The sequence below is a fragment of the Bosea vestrisii genome, from assembly GCF_030144325.1.
GTDB classification, from domain to species: domain Bacteria; phylum Pseudomonadota; class Alphaproteobacteria; order Rhizobiales; family Beijerinckiaceae; genus Allobosea; species Allobosea vestrisii_A.
Genome location: NZ_CP126307.1, coordinates 3429068 through 3446716 on the forward strand (window position 1 = coordinate 3429068; position 17649 = coordinate 3446716).

Here is a 17649-nt window from a genome sequence, read left to right on the forward strand (position 1 = left end):
CAGCTGCGCCGGACGCTCGAGCCGTCCATGCTGGCGATCCCCTCGTGACGACTGGGGCCGAGCAGATACGGCTTAGCGAGGTGCTGGCATCGCTGAAGGCGGACAGCGGCGTCCTGGCGGCGACGATCGTGGTGTGGCCGGAGCGTCCCGAGTTCGAGGGCGCTCGTCTTTCGGGGTTCCGGAGCGACGCCGTCGCGAGCGGCGTCGCGGACTGGGGAGACAGCCTCCCTGCAGCGCGCCCCAACGAGCTTACCGCCGCGCTGATCGAGGGCATCGAAGCCCTGCCCGAAGCATTCGTCCTGTATGACGACCAGGACCGGATGATCATCTGCAACGAGCAGTACCGGCGTCTCTATCCACTGGTCGCGGACATGATGAAGCCTGGCATGCGCTTCAGCGACGTCGTCCACGAGAGCGTCGCGCGCGGCGTCTTCCAGATCGACGAGAACAGCAAGACCTGGGCGGAGCGGCGCATCTCCTTCCACCAGGCCGGCATCGGCTTCTTCGAGCAGCACCTCTCGGACGGACGCTGGATCCAGGTCAGCGAGCGGCGGACCGCCTTCGGCGGCACGACCAGCATCCGCGCGGACATCACCGTGCTGAAGGAGCGCGAGCGGGATTTGCGAGCGGCGCGCGCCAAGGCGGAGTCCGAGGCCGCGGCACGGACGGCCTTCATCGCCAAGGTCGGGCATGAGCTGCGCAACCCGCTCAACGTCATCCTCGGGATTGCCCAGATCCTCGCCGGCGAGGCCTTGCCGAAGCGGCAGCGAGCGATGATAGACAGCCTCGTCGGCGCCTCGCGGGCGATGCGCGACGTGCTCAACGACGTGCTGGACATCGCCAAGGTGCAGTCGGGGCAAATCGACATCCGTCTTGAGACCGTCGAGACCAGACCCTTCATGCAGGAGATGGTCAACATCGCCCGGACCATGACGGTGCAGAAGGGCCTCGCCATGCGCTCCCGCATCGAGACGACGCTCCCGGGCCACTTCGTGACAGACCCGCGGCGCCTGCGGCAAATCCTGTTCAACCTGCTCGGCAACGCGGTGAAATACACGCCTTCCGGCTCGATCACGCTGGCGTGCTCGCTGCGTTCGCCGCCCGGAGGCCAGGACGTCCTCGAAATCTCCGTCACCGATTCAGGCCCCGGCATAGCGCCGCGGCTGACGGGCCGGATGCTCCAACCCTATGCCCGGCAGCGGGAACATGTCACGGCCGGAGTCGAGGGCCTGGGCCTCGGGCTATCGATTAGCGAGGAACTGGCCGTCGCGATCGGTGCACGTCTCGGCATCGGACCTGGCCCGCGCGGCGGAACGCGCGCCTGGATCACCATTCCGGTCAGGCCGGCAGGCGAGCAGGATCATCCGCGCGTGGTGCCGGCCGCGAGTGAAAAGCTCCAGCCGGGGCCGCCCCTCAACATCCTCGTCATCGACGACGAGCAGACCAATCTCATCGTGGCGGACGCCCTGCTGCAGCGACTCGGGCACAATGTCGCAACCGCGCATGACGGACAGGAGGGCATGAGGGCGTTGCGCGCAGGGGGCTACGACGCCGTGCTCCTCGACATCTCGATGCCGGAGATATCAGGCATCGAGATAGCGCGGCGGATCGCGGCGGAAAAGCTGGGCGGCCCCGGCTTTGCGATCATCGCCATGACCGGCAATGTGATGCCCGAGGACATCAAGGCCTATCTCGCCGCGGGCTTCACCGGCTTCATCGAGAAGCCGGTCGAGTTCGACGATCTTGGCGAGCTGCTCGTCTCGGTCCGGCGGGATCTGGCGGGGCATGGCGCGCTCGGGCCCGGCGAGCGTGTCCGCTTTCCGCGTGCCGAAAGCGCCCGTGTCTTCGACAGGACGCCGCTCGACCGCATGGTGGCGGATATCGGCCACGACAGCGTCGCCTCGATTGTCGCGACCGGCATCGCGACCTTCGGCGAGACCATCGAGAAGCTCGCTTCGGAGGACGGCGAGGCGCTCCGCCGGCTGCTGCACAAGGTCCACGCGGTCGCGGGCCTTCTCGGGTTGGACGAACTGGCGAGTAACGCGCAACGCGACGAACGCAACGCCTCGGCGCTGACGCCGGAGCAACGCGGCGCTTTGAAGGACATGCTCGCCAAGGCGATCGCGCAGATGGAACTCTACGCGCTGGACCTCGAGGTCACAGCCCCGCCGGACTAAGCGGCCTGCGCGGCAGGGTCAGCTTGTAACCGGCGCCGTGAACCGTCTTCAGCAGAGCGGCGTCGAGGCCGATCGACTTCAGGCGGTGGCGCAGCCGTGACATCCTGATATCGACCGCGCGCTCCGATTCAGGCGGCTCGCCTTCGGCGATGGCGTCGATGATCTGGGCGCGGGTCAGCACACGGTCAGGATTGCGCGCCAGAAACCTCAACAGCGCGAACTCGGTCGCGCCGAGATCAAGGCATTCTCCCGAGGGGGCGACGAGCGCGTGCCCCGCCAGATCGAGCTCGCCGCCCGCACAGGACAGGCGGGAGCCAGACGGGCGCGCGCGCCGCTCGCTGCGGCGCAGGATGTTGTTGAGCCGCAGCACCAGCTCGCGCGGCTCGAACGGCTTCGTGACGAAATCATCCGCACCGAGTTCCAGCGCGGCGAGCCGGTCTTCGCGGCCGCTCCGGCCCGTCGAGACGATGATCGGGATCGACGAGCGGGCGCGCAGCATCCGCGTCAGCACGATGCCGTCCTCGTCGGGTAGCGTCAGGTCTACGATCGCGGCGTCCCAGGTACCCGAGTCGAGCTTGCGCAGACCTTCCTTCGCCGAGGTGGCACGGTCCGTCGCGTAGCCGGCCGTCCTGAAATAGGCGGCGAGCAGCAGCCCGAACGTGTCGTCGTCCTCGATGAGCAGAATCCTCTTGATGGCTCGCCTCTCCTGCCGGAACGCCCTGCCTTCGCGCCGGGCAGGCGCCCTCGATCATGAAACCTTGATGAAACATTTTCAACACATCGCCGAAATGCGCGTCACCTAATCTGCTTGTCGGGCCGAAGCAGCCCGCGCTGCCGGCGCAAACGCCGGCCAGCAAGCAGGGGAGCAACCGTGACAGACCTGACAGCTTTTCCCGGCCGGCTCGACCGGCGCCGGTTCCTCGCAGCCGGCACGGCGCTGGGCGCGGCGGCGATGTTGCCGCGCGGCGCGCAGGCCCAGGCGACCGGCGAACTCGTCGTCTCCAACTGGGGCGGCGACTGGAACGATCGTATCGTGAGGGGATTCGAGGCGCCGGCCTTCGGCGGCTCGCCGCTTCGCATCGTCCACGATCTGGCACCCGTTCCGGAGCGCAAGACGAAGCTTCTGGCCGAGCGGCGCCTGCCCCGCGGCAGCATCGACGTGACCTGGCTCAGCGACGCCGACGCATATGAGATGAGCGCGCAGGGCGTGCTCGAAACGCTCGACATGTCCCGCCTCGCCAGCGGCAAGAACATCATCGAGAAACTGCGCCTGCCCTATCTCGTGCCGGCCATCTATGGCGGCGTCGTCGTGCTCTACAACCCGGCCAAGATCCCCGAGCCGCCGACGAGCTTCGCCGACCTCTGGAACCCGAAATATGCCGGCCGCGTCGGCGTCATGGACCAGTTGCACTTCAACTACATCTATGCCGCCTCGCTGAGCCATGGCGGCACGATGGGCGACGTCTCGAAGGCGTTCCCGGCGCTGCTGGACATGAAGAAAGCAGTGCAGCCGCGGCTCTACCCCTCGCATCAGGCTCTCGCGGGGGCTTTCCAGTCCGAGGAGATCTGGATCTCGGCGAACTACAGCGCGCGTGCCGTGCAGTGGGAGAAGGAAGGGTTGCCGATCCGCTGGGCCTATCCGAAGGAAGGCGCGATCTTCATCTCCTTCGGCGCCGGCATCCCCAAGAAGGCGCGCAATGTCGAGGCGACCTACAGCTATCTCGAAGCGATGCTGCAGCCCAAGCCGATGGGCGCCATCTCGCAGGCGACTTCCTATTCGGTCGTCACCGACAACGCCGAACTTCCGCCGGAGGAACGCAAGCGCCTCGAGTTCACGCAGGACCAGATCGCGAAGCTGAACTTCGTCGACTACCCCTATGCGGCCAAGAGCGACCCGAAATGGGTCGAGTGGTGGAACAAGGAATTCAAGGCTTGACCGCCGCCACCATGGTCGACGAGGGCGGCGCGGCCGCTGCGCCGGGCCGCCCCGTCCGACGCGGGCCCCGATCGGATGCCGGCTGGCTGTTGGCTCCGAGCCTGGCGCTGGTTCTGGCAGGGCTGATGCTGCCGCTGGTGCTGATGGCGCGCTACAGCCTCGCGCATTTCGACCCGGCGGCTACGGAGGTGTCGGGCTTCGGGGTAGAGAACTACACCCGCTTCTTCGGCGATCCCTTCTATCTCTGGATCCTGGCGCGGACGCTGACGGTCGCCCTGGCCTGCACGGCGATCTGCCTGCTGCTTGGCGTGCCGGCGGCCTATGTCATCAGCCGGGTGCCGAGCCGCAGGCTCAAGACCGCGCTGATCCTGGCGACCGTCATTCCTCTGCTAATGGGCAATGCCGTTCGCGCCGCCGGCTGGATGGTCCTGCTCGCCGACAAGGGTCTGATCAACTCGGCGCTGCTGGTCACCGGCGTCATCTCCGAGCCGGTGCGCATCCTCTATACGGGTTCGGCCGTCGTCATCGGCCTGATCGCCGTGCTGCTGCCCTTCATGATCATCTCGCTGCAGAGCGTGTTCGAGGGCATCGGCGAAACCTATGAGGAGGCGGCCGCGACCATGGGGGCACGCCCCTGGACGACGTTCTTCCGCGTGACGCTGCCGCTCGCCATGCCCGGCGTCTTCTCCGGCTGCCTGCTCTGCTTCGTGCTGGCGGTGAACGCCTATGCAACACCCGTGCTGATCGGCGGGCCGTCCTTCCAGATGATGGCACCCAAGGTCTACGAGCAGGCGATCAAGGTCTACAACTGGCCCTTCGCCGCGACTCTGGCCTTCATCCTCATGGGGGTGACGTTCGCCTTGACCGTGCTGTCCAGCATCACCCTGCAGAAGCGCTACGGGGCGCTTTGACCATGCAACACACCGGCATCTCCGTGACGCGTTCCTTCAGGCCGGCGATGATCGGCGGCTGCATCCTGGCATTCGTCATGGTGCTCGCCCCGCTGGTCGCGATCATCTGGGTGAGCTTCTTCGAGAACAAGATCATCAGCTTCCCGCCGACCGGCTATACGCTGAGCTGGTACGCGACGGCTTGGGAGATGCCGCGCTTCCGCGACGGCTTCGCGACCAGCCTGAAGCTCGGCGTGCTCGCCACCGCGATCAGCCTCGCGGTCGGCATCCCGGCCTCCGTGGTGCTGGCGCGCGGGCGCTTTCCTGGGCGCGAGGCGATCCAGTCGCTGCTGCTGGCGCCGCTGATCGTGCCGGGCATCGTGGCGGGCGCGGCCTTCTATATGTTCCTGATCGAGGCCGAGATCGTGACCGGCGTCCAGGTCGCGACCACCTTCACGGGGCTGGTGATCGCCCACAGCCTGATCGCCCTGCCCTGGACGGTGCGGCTCGTGACCGCTTCGCTGCTCGGTGTCGATCCGCAGCTGCGCGAAGCTGCGCTGACGATGGGCGCGCGTCCGTTCACGGCCTTTCGACGCGTGACATGGCCAGTGATCCGGCCCGGCGTCGTCGCGGGCGCGCTCTTCTCCTTCGTCGTCTCCTTCGTCGACCTCGAGAAATCGATCTTCCTGGTCGGACCGGGCACGACCACGCTGCCGATCGTCATCGTCAACTATCTGGAATGGAGCGTCGATCCGACCATCGCCGCGGTCGCCACCGTCCAGATCGCCCTGATCGCGGCCGGCCTCATCATCACCGATCGCTACTTCAAACTGGCGCGAGCCTTCTGAGAGGCCCCCCATGTCGCAAATATCCCTTCAGGACGTCACCAAGCGCTACGGCGCCCTGACCACGGTCGACCGTGTCTCGCTCGAGATCGGCCAGGGCGAGTTCGTCGCCTTCCTCGGCCCGTCGGGCTGCGGCAAGACCACAACCTTGCGCATGATCGCGGGGCTGACGCTGGCGAGCGAAGGCAGCATCCGCTTCGGCACGCGCGACGTGACCGACCTGCCGCCCTATCTGCGCAATGCCGGGCTCGTCTTCCAGGGCTACGCGCTCTTCCCGCACATGAGCGTCGCGCAGAACGTCGTGTTCGGGCTGGAAATGCGCGGGATCGACCGCACGCAGGCCGAGCGCCGCGTGCAGGAGGCGCTGGCGCTCGTCAAGCTCGACCATCTCGCCGACCGCCTGCCGAAGCAGCTTTCTGGGGGCCAGCAGCAGCGCGTCGCGCTCGCCCGCGCCATCGTCTACGAACCGGAGGTCCTGCTCCTCGACGAACCGCTCTCGGCGCTCGACGCCAAGCTGCGGCACGAGGTGCGCACCGATCTCAGGCGCCTCCAATCCCGCCTGGGCCTGACCACGATCTTCGTCACGCATGATCAGGATGAGGCGCTGGCGGTCGCGGACCGGATCGTCGTGATGTCGGCCGGAAAGGTCGAACAGGTCGGCACGCCGCGCGAGATCTATCAGCGCCCCGCCAGCCGCTTCGTCGCCGAATTCATCGGGCTCACCAACATCTTCGCCGGCAGCATCGAGTCCGCAGGCAGCTTCCTGACGAAGGGAGGCGAGCACTTCGCGGTATCGCCCGATCGGGGCGCGGCTGGGGTCACCGCTTTCGCCGTACGGCCGGAACAGATCTCGCTGCAGGCCGATGCCGGCATGGGCTCCGACGTCTGCACCGTGCCCGCGACGGTCGAGGACGTGGTCTATCGCGGTTCGTTGACGGAAATCGTCGTGCGGATGGGCTCGGGCATGCCGATCGTCGTGCATCGCCAGAACGCCGATCTTCCGAGCGGGGACGATCTGCGGCCGGGGCAGACGGTCGTCGCGTCCTGGCCGACGGGAGCAGCGATGCTGTTCTGACCGCAGCGACCAGCGGCAGACGACCGAGTTCCAAACTACACGAAGAGCCGCCGGCAAGCGGCTGGGCTGCGCAGTCGGCGGAGGTGCGCATCATGATCGAGAGGCATCCGGGATACTGCACGCTGTGCCGGTCGCGCTGCGGCTCGATCACGCTCGTCGACGGCGATCGGATGGTCGGCGTCGAACCGCGCGCCGATCACCCGACCGGCGGCGCGCTCTGCGCCAAGGGGCGCGCCGCCCCGGAGATGGTCCATAGTCCGAAGCGTTTGCGCCGTCCCCTGCGCCGGCTGAGCGCGAAGGGCGAGATCCCGGTTCGCTGGGCGGAGATCGGCTGGGACGAGGCCCTCGACGAGATCGCGCAGCGCCTGCTGGCGATCCGCTCAGAATCCGGGGCGGAGGCCGTGGCCTTTGCGCTCACCACCTTCAGCGGTACGCCGATCGTCGACAGCTATGACTGGGTCGAGCGCTTCATCCGCTGCTTCGGGAGCCCCAACCTGATTTACGCGATCGAGGTCTGCGGTTGGCACAAGGATTATGCCCACGCGCTGACCTTCGGCCGGGGCCTCGGCGTGCCTGATTACGACAAGGCCGAGCTCATTCTGCTCTGGGGACATAATCCGGCGCGGACCTGGCTCGCCCAGGCCAGCCGCGTCGCCGAGGCGCGCCGGCGCGGCGCCAAGGTCGTCGTCGTCGATCCCAAGCCCGACGGGTCGGGCCAGCAGGCCGATCTCTGGATGCGGATCCGTCCGGGGGCGGATGGCGCGCTTGCGATGGGGGCCATCAGGCATCTGATCGAGACCCGCCGCTATGACGACGCCTTCGTGCGAAACTGGACCAACGGCCCCCTGCTCGTCGACGAGCGAACCGGTGCCTTCGTCAAGGCCGCCGAGGTCGTCGAAGGCGCCGGCGGCGACGCCTTTCTCGTGCTCCGCGCTGATGGCCGCGTCGAGCCCTACGATACGCGCGCGTGCCTGGCCGATGGGCTATCCGTGACGCTTCAAGGACGCATCCCGCTGACGACGCTGGACGGCCGGCATGTGACCGCCGCCACCGCCTTCACGCTTCTGTCCGAGCGGGCCAGGAGCTATTCGCCCGAGCGCGTCGCCGAGGTCACCTGGCTAGAGCCGTCGGACATCGCCGCCTTCTACGCCTTGCTAGAGGGCGCCCCTCGCCTCGCCTACTATACTTGGACGGGCGTCGGACAGCACACAAACGCCACCATGACCGAGCGGGCAATCGCTACGCTTGCTGCCCTGGTCGGCTCCTGCGATCGCGAAGGCGGCAATATCTGGACGGTGCCGCCACCGGCAAACGCCATCAATGACCTCTCGCTGCTGCCGCCCGGGCAACTCAAAAGGCGTTGGGACTGGCCGATCTGCCGCTCGGCCCTCCTGCCCATGGCTGGATCACCGCACGCGACTTCGCCGCGGCGGCGATCGAGAAGCGCCCCTACCCCGTCCGGGCGCTGATGAGCTTCGGCACCAACTTCGCCGTCTCGCAGATCGATACCAGCCGCAACCTCGCGGCACTGCATGCGCTCGAATTCCATGTCCATGCCGACATGTTCATGAACCCGACTGCCGAATGCGCCGATCTGGTCCTACCCGTCAGCATGCCCTGGGAGCGCGACGCACTGCGCATCGGCTTCGAGATAACGCAAACTGCGGCGGAAACCATCCAGTTCCGCAGGAGCATGCTGCCGCGCTTCGCCGAGAGCCGCGCCGACTACGAGATCGTCATGTCTCTGGCGACGCGCATGGGTTTCGGCGACCGTTTCTTCGGCGGGGATATCGCCGCCGGCTGGAATCATCAGCTCGCCCCGCTCGGCATCACCGTCAAGGATCTGCGCGACAGGCCGGATGGTATGCGGGTTCCGCAGCCTTTCTCGCATCGGAAATTCGCCAATGCAGACGAGAGCGGACGCGTGCGCGGCTTCAATACTCCGACCCGGCGCGTCGAGCTCTACTCCCAGCGCCTGCACGAGCACGGTCACGACGCCTTGCCGGATTTCGTCGAGCCACGGGACGGGCCGGCCTCCGGCGATGCCCTGCCTCTGGTGCTGACGACCGCCAAGAGCGGTTTCTTCGTCCACACCTCCCACCGCGCTATCGCCTCACTGCGCCGCAAGGCTCCCGATCCTTCGGTCGAGATCAGTCCGGACCTCGCGACCGCACGGGGCGTCATCACCGGCGACTGGATCCGGTTGCGCACGCGACATGGCGCGGCCCGGCTGCGCGTTCGCCTGAATGGGGCGCTCGACGCGCGCACGGTCGTCGCCGAGTTCGGCTGGTGGGAAGATTGCGAGCCGCTGGGGCGGGACGGGGGAGCCGTCGAGGGCGAGGACACCGTCAACGTCAACGCCGTCCTCAGCGACCTGCAGCGCGACCCGATCAGTGGTTCCGTGCCGCTGCGCGCGGTCACTTGCGACATCGAGGCCACCCCCGGCGTGAACCGGGGACGTTGGTCCGGCACCCGCCGGTTTCGCGTCGCAGACGCGCAGCCGGAAGGCTCGTCCGCCGTCACATTGTCGCTCGCTCCCTGCGACGACGAAGGCCTGCCGGATTTTCTACCGGGACAGCATGTGGTTCTGCGGCTCCCTGGCCAGTCGCCGGCAAGAGCATACTCGCTGACGGGCAACGCCCGCTCCCCAGAGGAACTGTCCCTCTCCGTGCGGTGGGACAGCGCCCGCCCGGAGCAATCAGTTTCGCTGTCGCGCCAGGTTCAATCCCTTCGCCCGGGTGACGAAGTGCTGATCGAGGCGCCCGGCGGTGTCTTCACCATCCCTGTCCGCAGCGCGCGCCCGCTGATCCTGCTCGCCAACGGCATCGGCATCACGCCCTTCGCCGGCTATCTGGAAACGATCGCGCAACTCCACCCGCAACCGGAGCATCCGATCCATTTGCTGCATGGCTGCCGCAGTGGGTCGGAACATCCGCTTGCCGATCGTCTCGACGAACTCGCTCGCGCAATCCCGACGCTTAAGCGCGTCACCGCCTACCCAGGCCAAGGGACGCAGATCGCGATACCGGACGTTTCCAGCAGGACGGTCGGCTGGATCTCGGCGCGATCGCGGAAGTGCTGGCGCAGAGTCCACTCGCCTATCTCTGCGGCTCGCCGGAATTCAACGACACGATGATAGCCGAACTCGTCAGGCGCGGGATGCCGCGCTACGACATTTTTGCAGAAGCCTTCTCTGCCTCTAACGAAGTCCCCCAGGCGCTGCCGTCTCGCAAGATCGCCATCGCCGGGACGAGCGAGAGCTTCACATGGAGAGCGCCTTCGCGGTCCATCCTCGAAGCAGCACTTGCCGCGGGATTGCCACTCCCGAGCGGCTGTCGGGTCGGCCAATGCGAGAGCTGCATCGTGAAGGTCCTGGACGGCCGCTTCGCCCATCTCGTCGATTTCGACGGCGAACCCCACCAATGCCTAACCTGCCAGGCAGTGCCGCTTTCAGACCTGGTCATCTCGCTTTGACGGCCGAATTGACCGTCGGATATAGTGACCGCTGCTGGCGAGCTGCTGCGCTAGCCTCGCGCCGATGTTTCCAGAGCCGATCATCCCGTTATTGTTGGATGTCCTTTCGCGGCACTGTCCGAATGATCGCTGCCGATGTCGCTGATGTCGCCCTCAGACCGGCAACCCGTTCTGCTTTCGTAGGCTTTTGTCGAACGCAGATGCAGGGACGAAACGGCGCAGCAGACTGACCTGGCGCGCCATTTTCCCCGCTGCGTAGCGTCTCTTCGGGGAGGGCGCGCTCGCCGCTTCAAGGATCGTCCTCGCCACGGCTTCAGGCGCATCGCCGGTTTCGATCGCTTTGCGCAAGACCCCGTTCATGCCGGCGCGTGCGGCATCATAGATGTCCAACGCCCGGTCTGGCTTTGCGAGGTTTTGTTCAAACGACGTTCGGGTATAGGCCGGCTCGACCAGCACAACCCGAATCCCAAACGTGCGCAGTTCGTGGTCGAGCGGCGAGAAGACGCGACCAGGATGCTTCGACACCTGCGGCGAGTGGCGTGACCGCTCCAAGACCTGTGATAACAATCCGTCGCATCTATCCTCCTGTCGATTCCGGCACGCTGCCAGGACCGCTCGGCGCCGCCAGGGGCTGGCGCAGCGCGACCGGAAGAAAGACCAGAAGGGCCAGCGCCGAACCCGTGGTCAGGACGGCAGCAAGGGAAACAGACGGCGGAAATGGCAAGGCACTGGCAAACGACGCGCCGATGGCGGCGCAGCCCATCTGCAGAAAGCCGAGCAGCGCCGATGCAAGCCCGGCCTGGCGCCCGAAAGGATGAAGCGCGATTGCTGTGCCGAGCGGATTGATCAAACCCATCCCAAACAGATACAGCGCGATCGCTATGGTGAAGGTCGTGAAGGTCGGTGCTGCCGCGAACGCGAACATGCCGACACTGCCCGCGAGCGCGATGAACAGGCCAATCATGCCGACGGTGCGCTGGCCCCGGCGATGCGCCAGGCGCGGCGCGAAAAAGCCTGCCAGAAAGACGACCAGAACCGTCGCCGCGAACGACAATCCGAGCTGCAATGCGCTGAGGCCCAGCTCGTTCATCAGCACGCCAGGGGCGGCCGCGAAGAAACTGTAAAGCCCGCCGATGACGAGGCTCACCGCAAGCGCGGGCAATAAAAAGCGAGGATCGGCGGCAAGGCGGCCATAAGCGGATGCCACGGCCGGAAGCCTCAGCGGCGTTCTGCGGTCGAGAGGATGGGATTCCCCGATGCGAGCGACATAGTGCAACGCGAGCGCTACGCCGAAGACTGCAACGACCAGGAAGGTGATCCGCCACCCGAACAGGCCGGACAGGATACTGCCTAGCAGCGGCGAAAAGCCCGGCGCAACCGCCCCGGCGATCATGGTGAGCGCCAGGGCCCGGCCGAGCGCCTCACCGTCAAACAGATCGCGTGCAATGGCGCGCGACAGGACCGAAGCCGCGCAGGCTCCCAGCGCCTGAATGATCCGCCCTAAAACCAGCAGGGGCAAAGTACCGGCCAGTGCGCAAACGATGCTGCCCGCGGTGAAGACCGCAAGCCCTCCCAGCACCAGCCATTTGCGGCCGAACTGGTCGGAGAGCGGCCCGACCACAAGCTGCCCGAGCGCGAACGCGACGAAGAAGCTGCTGAGCAGGAGACCGAGTTCCCGTGAGGAAATCGCAAGCTCGGCGCCCATCCGCGGAAAGGCCGGAAGGATGATGTTGGTGGCAAGCGCGCCGAGCGCCGCCAGACCGGCGAGCAAGAACAGGATTCCGCCGGTCAGGCGCTCGGAAGGGGCCGGGGTTGCGATCGAACGCGCGGACATCACAGCTTCCTGCCCACGACCAGGCAGGTCGAGCTGCCATGCGCGCAGAGCCGCCCTTGCGCGTCCTCGATACTGCCCTCCAGCGTGATCACGCTCCGGCCGCGCGAGACCACATGGCCGCTCACACGCACTTCGCCGGAATCGGCCAAGAGCGGGCGGACAAACTTGGCGGTGGTTTCATGCGACGGACAGGTTTCGCCGGGTGAAAGCGTCGTCTGGGCGCCATGACGGAGTCGAGCATCGTCATGATCCAGCCGCCGTGAACCGTATTGGTCAGGTTGCAAAAGCGCGGCTCGGGCGTGGCCAGGAGCGCGACCTTGCCTTCCTCCGGAGGAAGCAAGGTGAAAGGCAGCGTCTCCGCCCTCAGCGGGCGGCGGACGCTCCCGTCCGCCAGCCGTGCAACGAGCTCGAGCCCGGACCAGCCCGCCAGGTCGGCGATTGAAACAGTGGCGCTGCGCATTTCGGCCGGAGACGTCGTCATTGGCGCGCTCCTTGCCCGGCATCATCCGCAGACGACTCCGCCAGCACGCTCTCGGCGGCCGCCTTCAGAAACCGCTTCGACATCTGCTCGTCGTTGACAGCGCGCGAGAGGAGCACCGCGCCGACCATGGTCGAGAGAACGACCATGGCCTTGCTGCTCGGCTCCTCGCCGCCCTCCTTGCCGACCCAGCCGCCCAGCATTTCCAGATATTCCTTGATCCCGGCTTCGAAGGACGCCTTCACGTCCGGGCCTTGCCTGGCAGCATCCGAGCCGAGCGCGACGACGGGGCAGCCATCCATCCTCTCCGCGCGATGCCCCATGCTGAGATAGAAGTCGACCACGGCCGATAGCGGGTTCTGCGGATTGGTCTGGGCGGCGGCCGACCACCTGCCCGAGGCGCTCTCCAAAGCGCGCCGGGACGCCTGCGCCGCAAGGTCGTCCTTGGATTCAAACTGCTTGTAGAAGGCGCCCTGCGTCAGCCCGGCACCCGCCATCAAATCCTTGAGGCCAATGCCGTCGAAGCCGTGCTCCCGGAAAAGGCGGCTCGCCACATCAATAACCGTCTGCCGGTTTTCCTCAGCCTGGACGCGACTGACCCTCATCGGAACCTCCATAATTAGATTGCGTTCAGCATCTATATTCGATATAGAGTGCGAATGCAATCTAATTTGGCAAGGCCACGGGCATGAAAAAGAGACCCGCTATTGTGTTGGCAGGCATCCTGACGGCAGCGGTGGGAGCGGCCGCATTTGTCACGCTTTCCCTGCGGACGCGAGAGGCCGTGGCCGTAGGCGATCCGAGACAGGAAGCTCCGATCGTCAGGTTGGCGACGGCTGCGCGGGTGAACGGCTCCGACCGCGGCTTCACCGGCATTATCGGGGCGCGGGTGCAAAGCAATCTCGGCTTTCGCGTTCCCGGCAAGGTCGTGGAGCGTCGGGTGAACGTCGGCGAGCAGGTCAAAGCCGGTCAGCTGCTCATGCGGATCGATGAAACTGACCTTCGCCTTGCGCTGACGGCGAAGCGCAATGCGGCCGTGGCGGCACGTGCAGCTTTCGTCCAGGCGGAGGCGGATGAGCGACGGTACGCGAACCTGGTCAGCAATGGCTGGTCTTCCCGGCAGCGTTACGAACAGGCGAAAGCCGCGCTGGATACAGCCACGGCGCAACTTGCGGCGGCCGAAGCTGACGCGCGCGTCGCCGAGAACGAGGCGACCTATTCGGTTCTGGTGGCGGACGCCGACGGCACGGTTATCGAAACTCTTGGCGAACCGGGCCAGGTCGTCTCTGCCGGGCAGCCAGTGGTCCGTCTCGCCCAGGCGGGACCTCGCGAAGCGGTGGTCGCTCTGCCTGAGACGATCCGGCCGGAGATCGGTTCAACGGCCGAGGCGAGCGTGTATGGAGGCGATGGTCGTCACTATGCCGCACATCTGCGTCAGCTATCGGATTCCGCCGATCCTCAGACCCGCACCTACGAGGCGCGCTATGTGCTCGACGGCGAGGCCGCGCAGGCCCCGCTTGGCGCGACGGTCACCATTCGGTTGGTGAACCAGAGGGGCCAACAACAAGTCCAAGTTCCGTTGGGAGCAGTGCTCGATAACGGCGAGAAGACCGGCGTTTGGGTTTTGGACAACGCCAATTCGACCGTGCTCTTTCGGCCCGTCAAGCTTTTGCGTGTGACCAACGAAACCGCTGTGATCTCCGGACTGAAGGCTGGCGACCCGGTGGTCTCGCTCGGTGCTCATCTCCTGCGGGAGGGGGCTCGCGTTCGGACCTCGTCCAAAGCCGGGGGCAACTGATGGGCCTCAATCTTTCAGCGATCGCCGTCCGCGAACGCGCCGTCACCCTGTTCACCATCATCCTGCTCGTCGCCGCTGGGGCCTACGCATTCGTCAAGCTCGGGCGGGCCGAGGATCCGAACTTCACCATCAAAACACTGACGGTCACATCCGTATGGCCGGGCGCGACGGCCCGCGAGATGCAGGACCTGGTCGCCGAGCCGTTGGAGAAACGGATCCAGGAGCTCACTTGGTACGACCGCGTCGAAACCACGACACGACCGGGCTACGCCTATATGACGGTCAACCTGAAGGACGCCACGCCGCCGTCACGGGTGCAGGAAGAGTTCTACCAGGCCCGAAAGAAGCTTGCGGACGAGGCGCGCAACCTGCCGCAGGGCGTGCTTGGCCCATTCGTCAACGACGAGTACTCGGACGTCAGCTTCGCCCTCTACACGCTCAAGGCCAAGGGCATGCCTCTGCGGGAACTGGCTCGGCAGGCCGAGACCATCCGCCAGGATCTCCTGCACGTGCCCGGCGTCAAGAAGGTCAATATCCTGGGCGAGCGCCCCGAGCAGATCTTCGTCGAATTTTCCTACGCCAAGTTGGCGACCCTTGGCGTCTCGGCACAGGACATCGTCGCCGCGTTGCAGAGGCAGAACACTGTCACGCCGGCAGGCACGATCGACACAAAAGGGCCGCGGGTCTTCATCCGAGTCGATGGCGCGTATGACAGCGTCCAGGCCATTGCCGACACGCCGATCGCTGCCGGAGGGCGGACGCTGAAGCTGGCCGATATCGCGCAGATCCGCCGAGGTTATGAAGACCCGCCGAGCTTCGTCATCCGGCACCAGGGCGAGCCGGCCATCATGCTCGCCGCCGTCATGCAGGAGGGCTGGGACGGTCTCGCCTTGGGCAAGGCGCTGGAGAACAAGACCGCGTCGATTGCCCAGACGCTGCCGCTCGGGATGACGCTCGACAAGGTGACGGACCAGGCCGTCAACATCTCCTCGGCGGTCGACGAGTTCATGATGAAGTTTGCGATGGCACTCGGCGTGGTGCTCCTCGTCAGCCTGCTCAGCCTCGGCGGGCGTGTCGGCATCGTCGTGGCGGCCGCCATTCCGCTCACTCTTGCCGTCGTGTTCTTCATCATGCTGGAGACCGGCCGGTTCTTCGACCGCATCACCCTCGGGGCACTCATTCTTGCGTTGGGACTGCTCGTCGACGACGCCATCATCGCCATCGAGGTGATGGTCGTGAAGATGGAAGAGGGCATGGACCGCATCAAGGCGGCAGCCTATGCCTGGAGCCACACCGCAGCCCCCATGCTCTCGGGCACGCTCGTGACGATCGCCGGCTTCCTGCCGGTCGGTTTCGCGCCTTCGACGGCCGGCGAGTATGCCGGCAACATCTTCTGGGTCGTGGGCTTTGCCCTGATCGTCTCCTGGATCGTCGCGGTGGTCTTCACGCCCTATCTCGGGGTCAAGATGCTGCCGGAGATCAAGCCGGTCGAAGGCGGCACCCACGCGATCTACGATACGCCGAACTATCGGCGTCTGCGGCGGCTCATCACCTTCGCGGTCGACCAAAAGTTCCTGACCTCCGCTATCGTAGGCGTCGCCTTTGCGCTCGCGGGCATCGGCATGGGCGGCTTGAAGCAGCAGTTCTTCCCGACCTCCGATCGTCCCGAGGTGCTCATCGAAATCCGACTGCCGGAAGGAAGCAGCATCGAGACGACGACGGCTGCGGTCGAAAAGGTCGAGCGGTGGCTGCAGACGCAGGCCGAGGCAAAGATCGTCACAAGCTATGTCGGCCAGGGCGCTCCGAGGTTCTTTCTCGCCCTGTCGCCCGAATTGCCCGACACAGCCTTCGCGAAAATCGTCGTGCTGACGCCGGATGCCAAAGCACGCGAGACGCTGAAGCATCGCCTTCGGGAAGCAGTCGCTCAGGGGCTCGCACCCGAGGCTTACGTGCGCGCGACGCAGTTCGTCTTCGGTCCTCCGTCGGTGTTCCCGGTCGAGTTCCGCGTCGTCGGCCCTGACCCCGCGGAGCTCTACAAAATATCCGACCGGGCACTTGAGATCATGCGCGGCGTGGCAGACGTCAGGGAAGCCAACCGCGACTGGGGCAATCGCACGCCCGTCCTTCGCTTCGTGCCCGACCAGGATCGGCTCAACCTCATCGGTCTGTCGCCGGCGCAAGTGGGACAGCAGCTTCAGTTCCTGCTGACCGGCATCGCAGTTACGCAGGTTCGAGAGGACATCCGTAACGTGCCCGTCGTTGCTCGCAGCGCGGGGGAAGTCCGGCTGGACCCATCCCGTCTTGCCGACTTCTCCCTGATGAGCCGGGACGGCCGCCAGGTTCCGCTCGACCAGATCGGGCACTCCGAGATCCGCCTCGAGGAGCCGATCCTAAAGCGCCGCGATCGCATGCCTACGATCACAGTTCGCTCGGAGATCAACGAAGCGACGCAGCCTCCGGAGGTGTCCAAGCAGGTCATGACCGCACTCCAGCCGCTGATCGCTTCGCTTCCGGCTGGCTACCGCATCGACATGGGTGGATCGATCGAGGAAGCGACAAAGGCGAACGATGCGCTCGCGAAGATCTTCCCGCTCATGATCGCCGTCACCTTGATCGTCGTGATGCTGCAGGTGCGATCGTTCTCGATGATGACGATGGTGCTGCTCACCGCGCCACTCGGGTTGATCGGAGTGGTTCCGACTTTGCTCGCGTTCAACCAGCCGTTCGGGTTCAACGCCATACTGGGGCTGATCGGCCTGGCCGGCATCCTGATGCGGAACACGTTGATCCTGACGGACCAGATCAACGAGAACAAAATCGCCGGCCTGAACGACTATCACGCGGTTATCGAGGCTACCGTGCAGCGAACCCGACCCGTCATCCTGACGGCGCTGGCCGCAGTTTTAGCCTTCATCCCGCTGACACACTCGGTCTTCTGGGGCTCAATGGCCTACACGCTGATCGGCGGGACCGCCGTGGGCACGGTGCTAATCTTGCTCTTCCTCCCCGCCCTCTACGCGGTCTGGTTTCGGATCAAGCCGACTGCAGATGGGCTCCACAAGACTTCGACGAAGGAACTGGCGCTGCGCATCCCAATCGCTGCCGAGTAGGGCTTTGCCGGCAATCACCGCACGGACTCGGT

General features: G+C 65.9%; 16 protein-coding genes and 1 pseudogene. 10 read left to right on the top strand and 7 right to left on the bottom strand.

Annotation, left to right across the window (positions count from 1 at the left end):
- The first annotated feature begins 44 nt into the window (after positions 1–44).
- Positions 45–2177 (top strand): response regulator, encoded by a 2133-nt coding sequence (locus QO058_RS17020; RefSeq protein WP_284167475.1) that lies wholly within the window; start codon positions 45–47, stop codon positions 2175–2177.
- Here QO058_RS17020 and QO058_RS17025 read toward each other — a convergent pair.
- Positions 2158–2871, bottom strand: a complete 714-nt coding sequence (locus QO058_RS17025) for a response regulator transcription factor (protein ID WP_347976588.1) — start codon at positions 2869–2871, stop codon at positions 2158–2160. The genes QO058_RS17020 and QO058_RS17025 overlap by 20 nt on opposite strands.
- Positions 2872–3048: 177 nt before the next feature.
- On the opposite strand from QO058_RS17025, the gene QO058_RS17030 reads away from it, so the two are divergent.
- From QO058_RS17030 to QO058_RS17060, 7 genes are all read left to right on the top strand, one after another.
- Positions 3049–4113: an ABC transporter substrate-binding protein gene (locus QO058_RS17030; protein WP_284167476.1), complete on the top strand. Its 1065-nt coding sequence runs from the start codon at positions 3049–3051 to the stop codon at positions 4111–4113.
- Positions 4110–5024 (top strand): ABC transporter permease, encoded by a 915-nt coding sequence (locus tag QO058_RS17035; RefSeq protein WP_284167477.1) that lies wholly within the window; start codon positions 4110–4112, stop codon positions 5022–5024. The genes QO058_RS17030 and QO058_RS17035 overlap by 4 nt, the downstream gene beginning before the upstream one ends.
- 2 nt (positions 5025–5026) lie before the next feature.
- A complete protein-coding gene (locus tag QO058_RS17040) occupies positions 5027–5851 on the top strand; it encodes an ABC transporter permease (protein ID WP_284167478.1) in 825 nt (274 codons plus the stop codon).
- Positions 5852–5861: 10 nt separating this feature from the next.
- Positions 5862–6923, top strand: coding sequence for an ABC transporter ATP-binding protein (locus QO058_RS17045; RefSeq protein ID WP_284167479.1), 1062 nt, complete (start codon positions 5862–5864; stop codon positions 6921–6923).
- A 92-nt stretch (positions 6924–7015) separates the two neighbouring features.
- Positions 7016–8392 (top strand): molybdopterin-dependent oxidoreductase, encoded by a 1377-nt coding sequence (locus QO058_RS17050; RefSeq protein WP_284167480.1) that lies wholly within the window; start codon positions 7016–7018, stop codon positions 8390–8392.
- On the top strand, positions 8284–10059 hold the full coding sequence (locus QO058_RS17055; protein ID WP_284167481.1) for a molybdopterin dinucleotide binding domain-containing protein: 1776 nt from the start codon (positions 8284–8286) through the stop codon (positions 10057–10059). The genes QO058_RS17050 and QO058_RS17055 overlap by 109 nt, the downstream gene beginning before the upstream one ends.
- Positions 10056–10397 carry a 2Fe-2S iron-sulfur cluster-binding protein gene (locus tag QO058_RS17060; protein ID WP_284167482.1) on the top strand — a complete coding sequence of 114 codons (342 nt, stop codon included), beginning with the start codon at positions 10056–10058 and terminating at the stop codon, positions 10395–10397. The genes QO058_RS17055 and QO058_RS17060 overlap by 4 nt, the downstream gene beginning before the upstream one ends.
- A 153-nt stretch (positions 10398–10550) precedes the next feature.
- Here the strand turns inward: QO058_RS17060 and QO058_RS17065 are convergent.
- The 6 genes and pseudogenes from QO058_RS17065 to QO058_RS17090 form a co-directional block, all read right to left on the bottom strand.
- Positions 10551–10889: pseudogene (locus QO058_RS17065) on the bottom strand (Rossmann-fold NAD(P)-binding domain-containing protein); the annotation flags it as partial.
- Positions 10816–10974 carry a beta-ketoacyl synthase N-terminal-like domain-containing protein gene (locus QO058_RS31445; RefSeq protein ID WP_432211946.1) on the bottom strand — a complete coding sequence of 53 codons (159 nt, stop codon included), beginning with the start codon at positions 10972–10974 and terminating at the stop codon, positions 10816–10818. The pseudogene QO058_RS17065 and the gene QO058_RS31445, both read right to left, overlap by 74 nt.
- Positions 10975–12231, bottom strand: a complete 1257-nt coding sequence (locus tag QO058_RS17075; protein ID WP_284167483.1) for a multidrug effflux MFS transporter — start codon at positions 12229–12231, stop codon at positions 10975–10977.
- Positions 12231–12380 carry a PaaI family thioesterase gene (locus QO058_RS17080; protein WP_284167484.1) on the bottom strand — a complete coding sequence of 50 codons (150 nt, stop codon included), beginning with the start codon at positions 12378–12380 and terminating at the stop codon, positions 12231–12233. The genes QO058_RS17075 and QO058_RS17080 overlap by 1 nt, the downstream gene beginning before the upstream one ends.
- Positions 12353–12712: a hotdog family protein gene (locus QO058_RS17085; RefSeq protein WP_284167485.1), complete on the bottom strand. Its 360-nt coding sequence runs from the start codon at positions 12710–12712 to the stop codon at positions 12353–12355. Before QO058_RS17085 ends, QO058_RS17080 begins: the two co-directional genes overlap by 28 nt.
- A complete protein-coding gene (locus QO058_RS17090; RefSeq protein WP_284172935.1) occupies positions 12709–13314 on the bottom strand; it encodes a TetR/AcrR family transcriptional regulator in 606 nt (201 codons plus the stop codon). Before QO058_RS17090 ends, QO058_RS17085 begins: the two co-directional genes overlap by 4 nt.
- 83 nt (positions 13315–13397) lie before the next feature.
- On the opposite strand from QO058_RS17090, the gene QO058_RS17095 reads away from it, so the two are divergent.
- Positions 13398–14507, top strand: a complete 1110-nt coding sequence (locus QO058_RS17095) for an efflux RND transporter periplasmic adaptor subunit (protein ID WP_284167486.1) — start codon at positions 13398–13400, stop codon at positions 14505–14507.
- Positions 14507–17617, top strand: a complete 3111-nt coding sequence (locus QO058_RS17100) for an efflux RND transporter permease subunit (RefSeq protein WP_284167487.1) — start codon at positions 14507–14509, stop codon at positions 17615–17617. The genes QO058_RS17095 and QO058_RS17100 overlap by 1 nt, the downstream gene beginning before the upstream one ends.
- Positions 17618–17649: the final 32 nt, after the last annotated feature.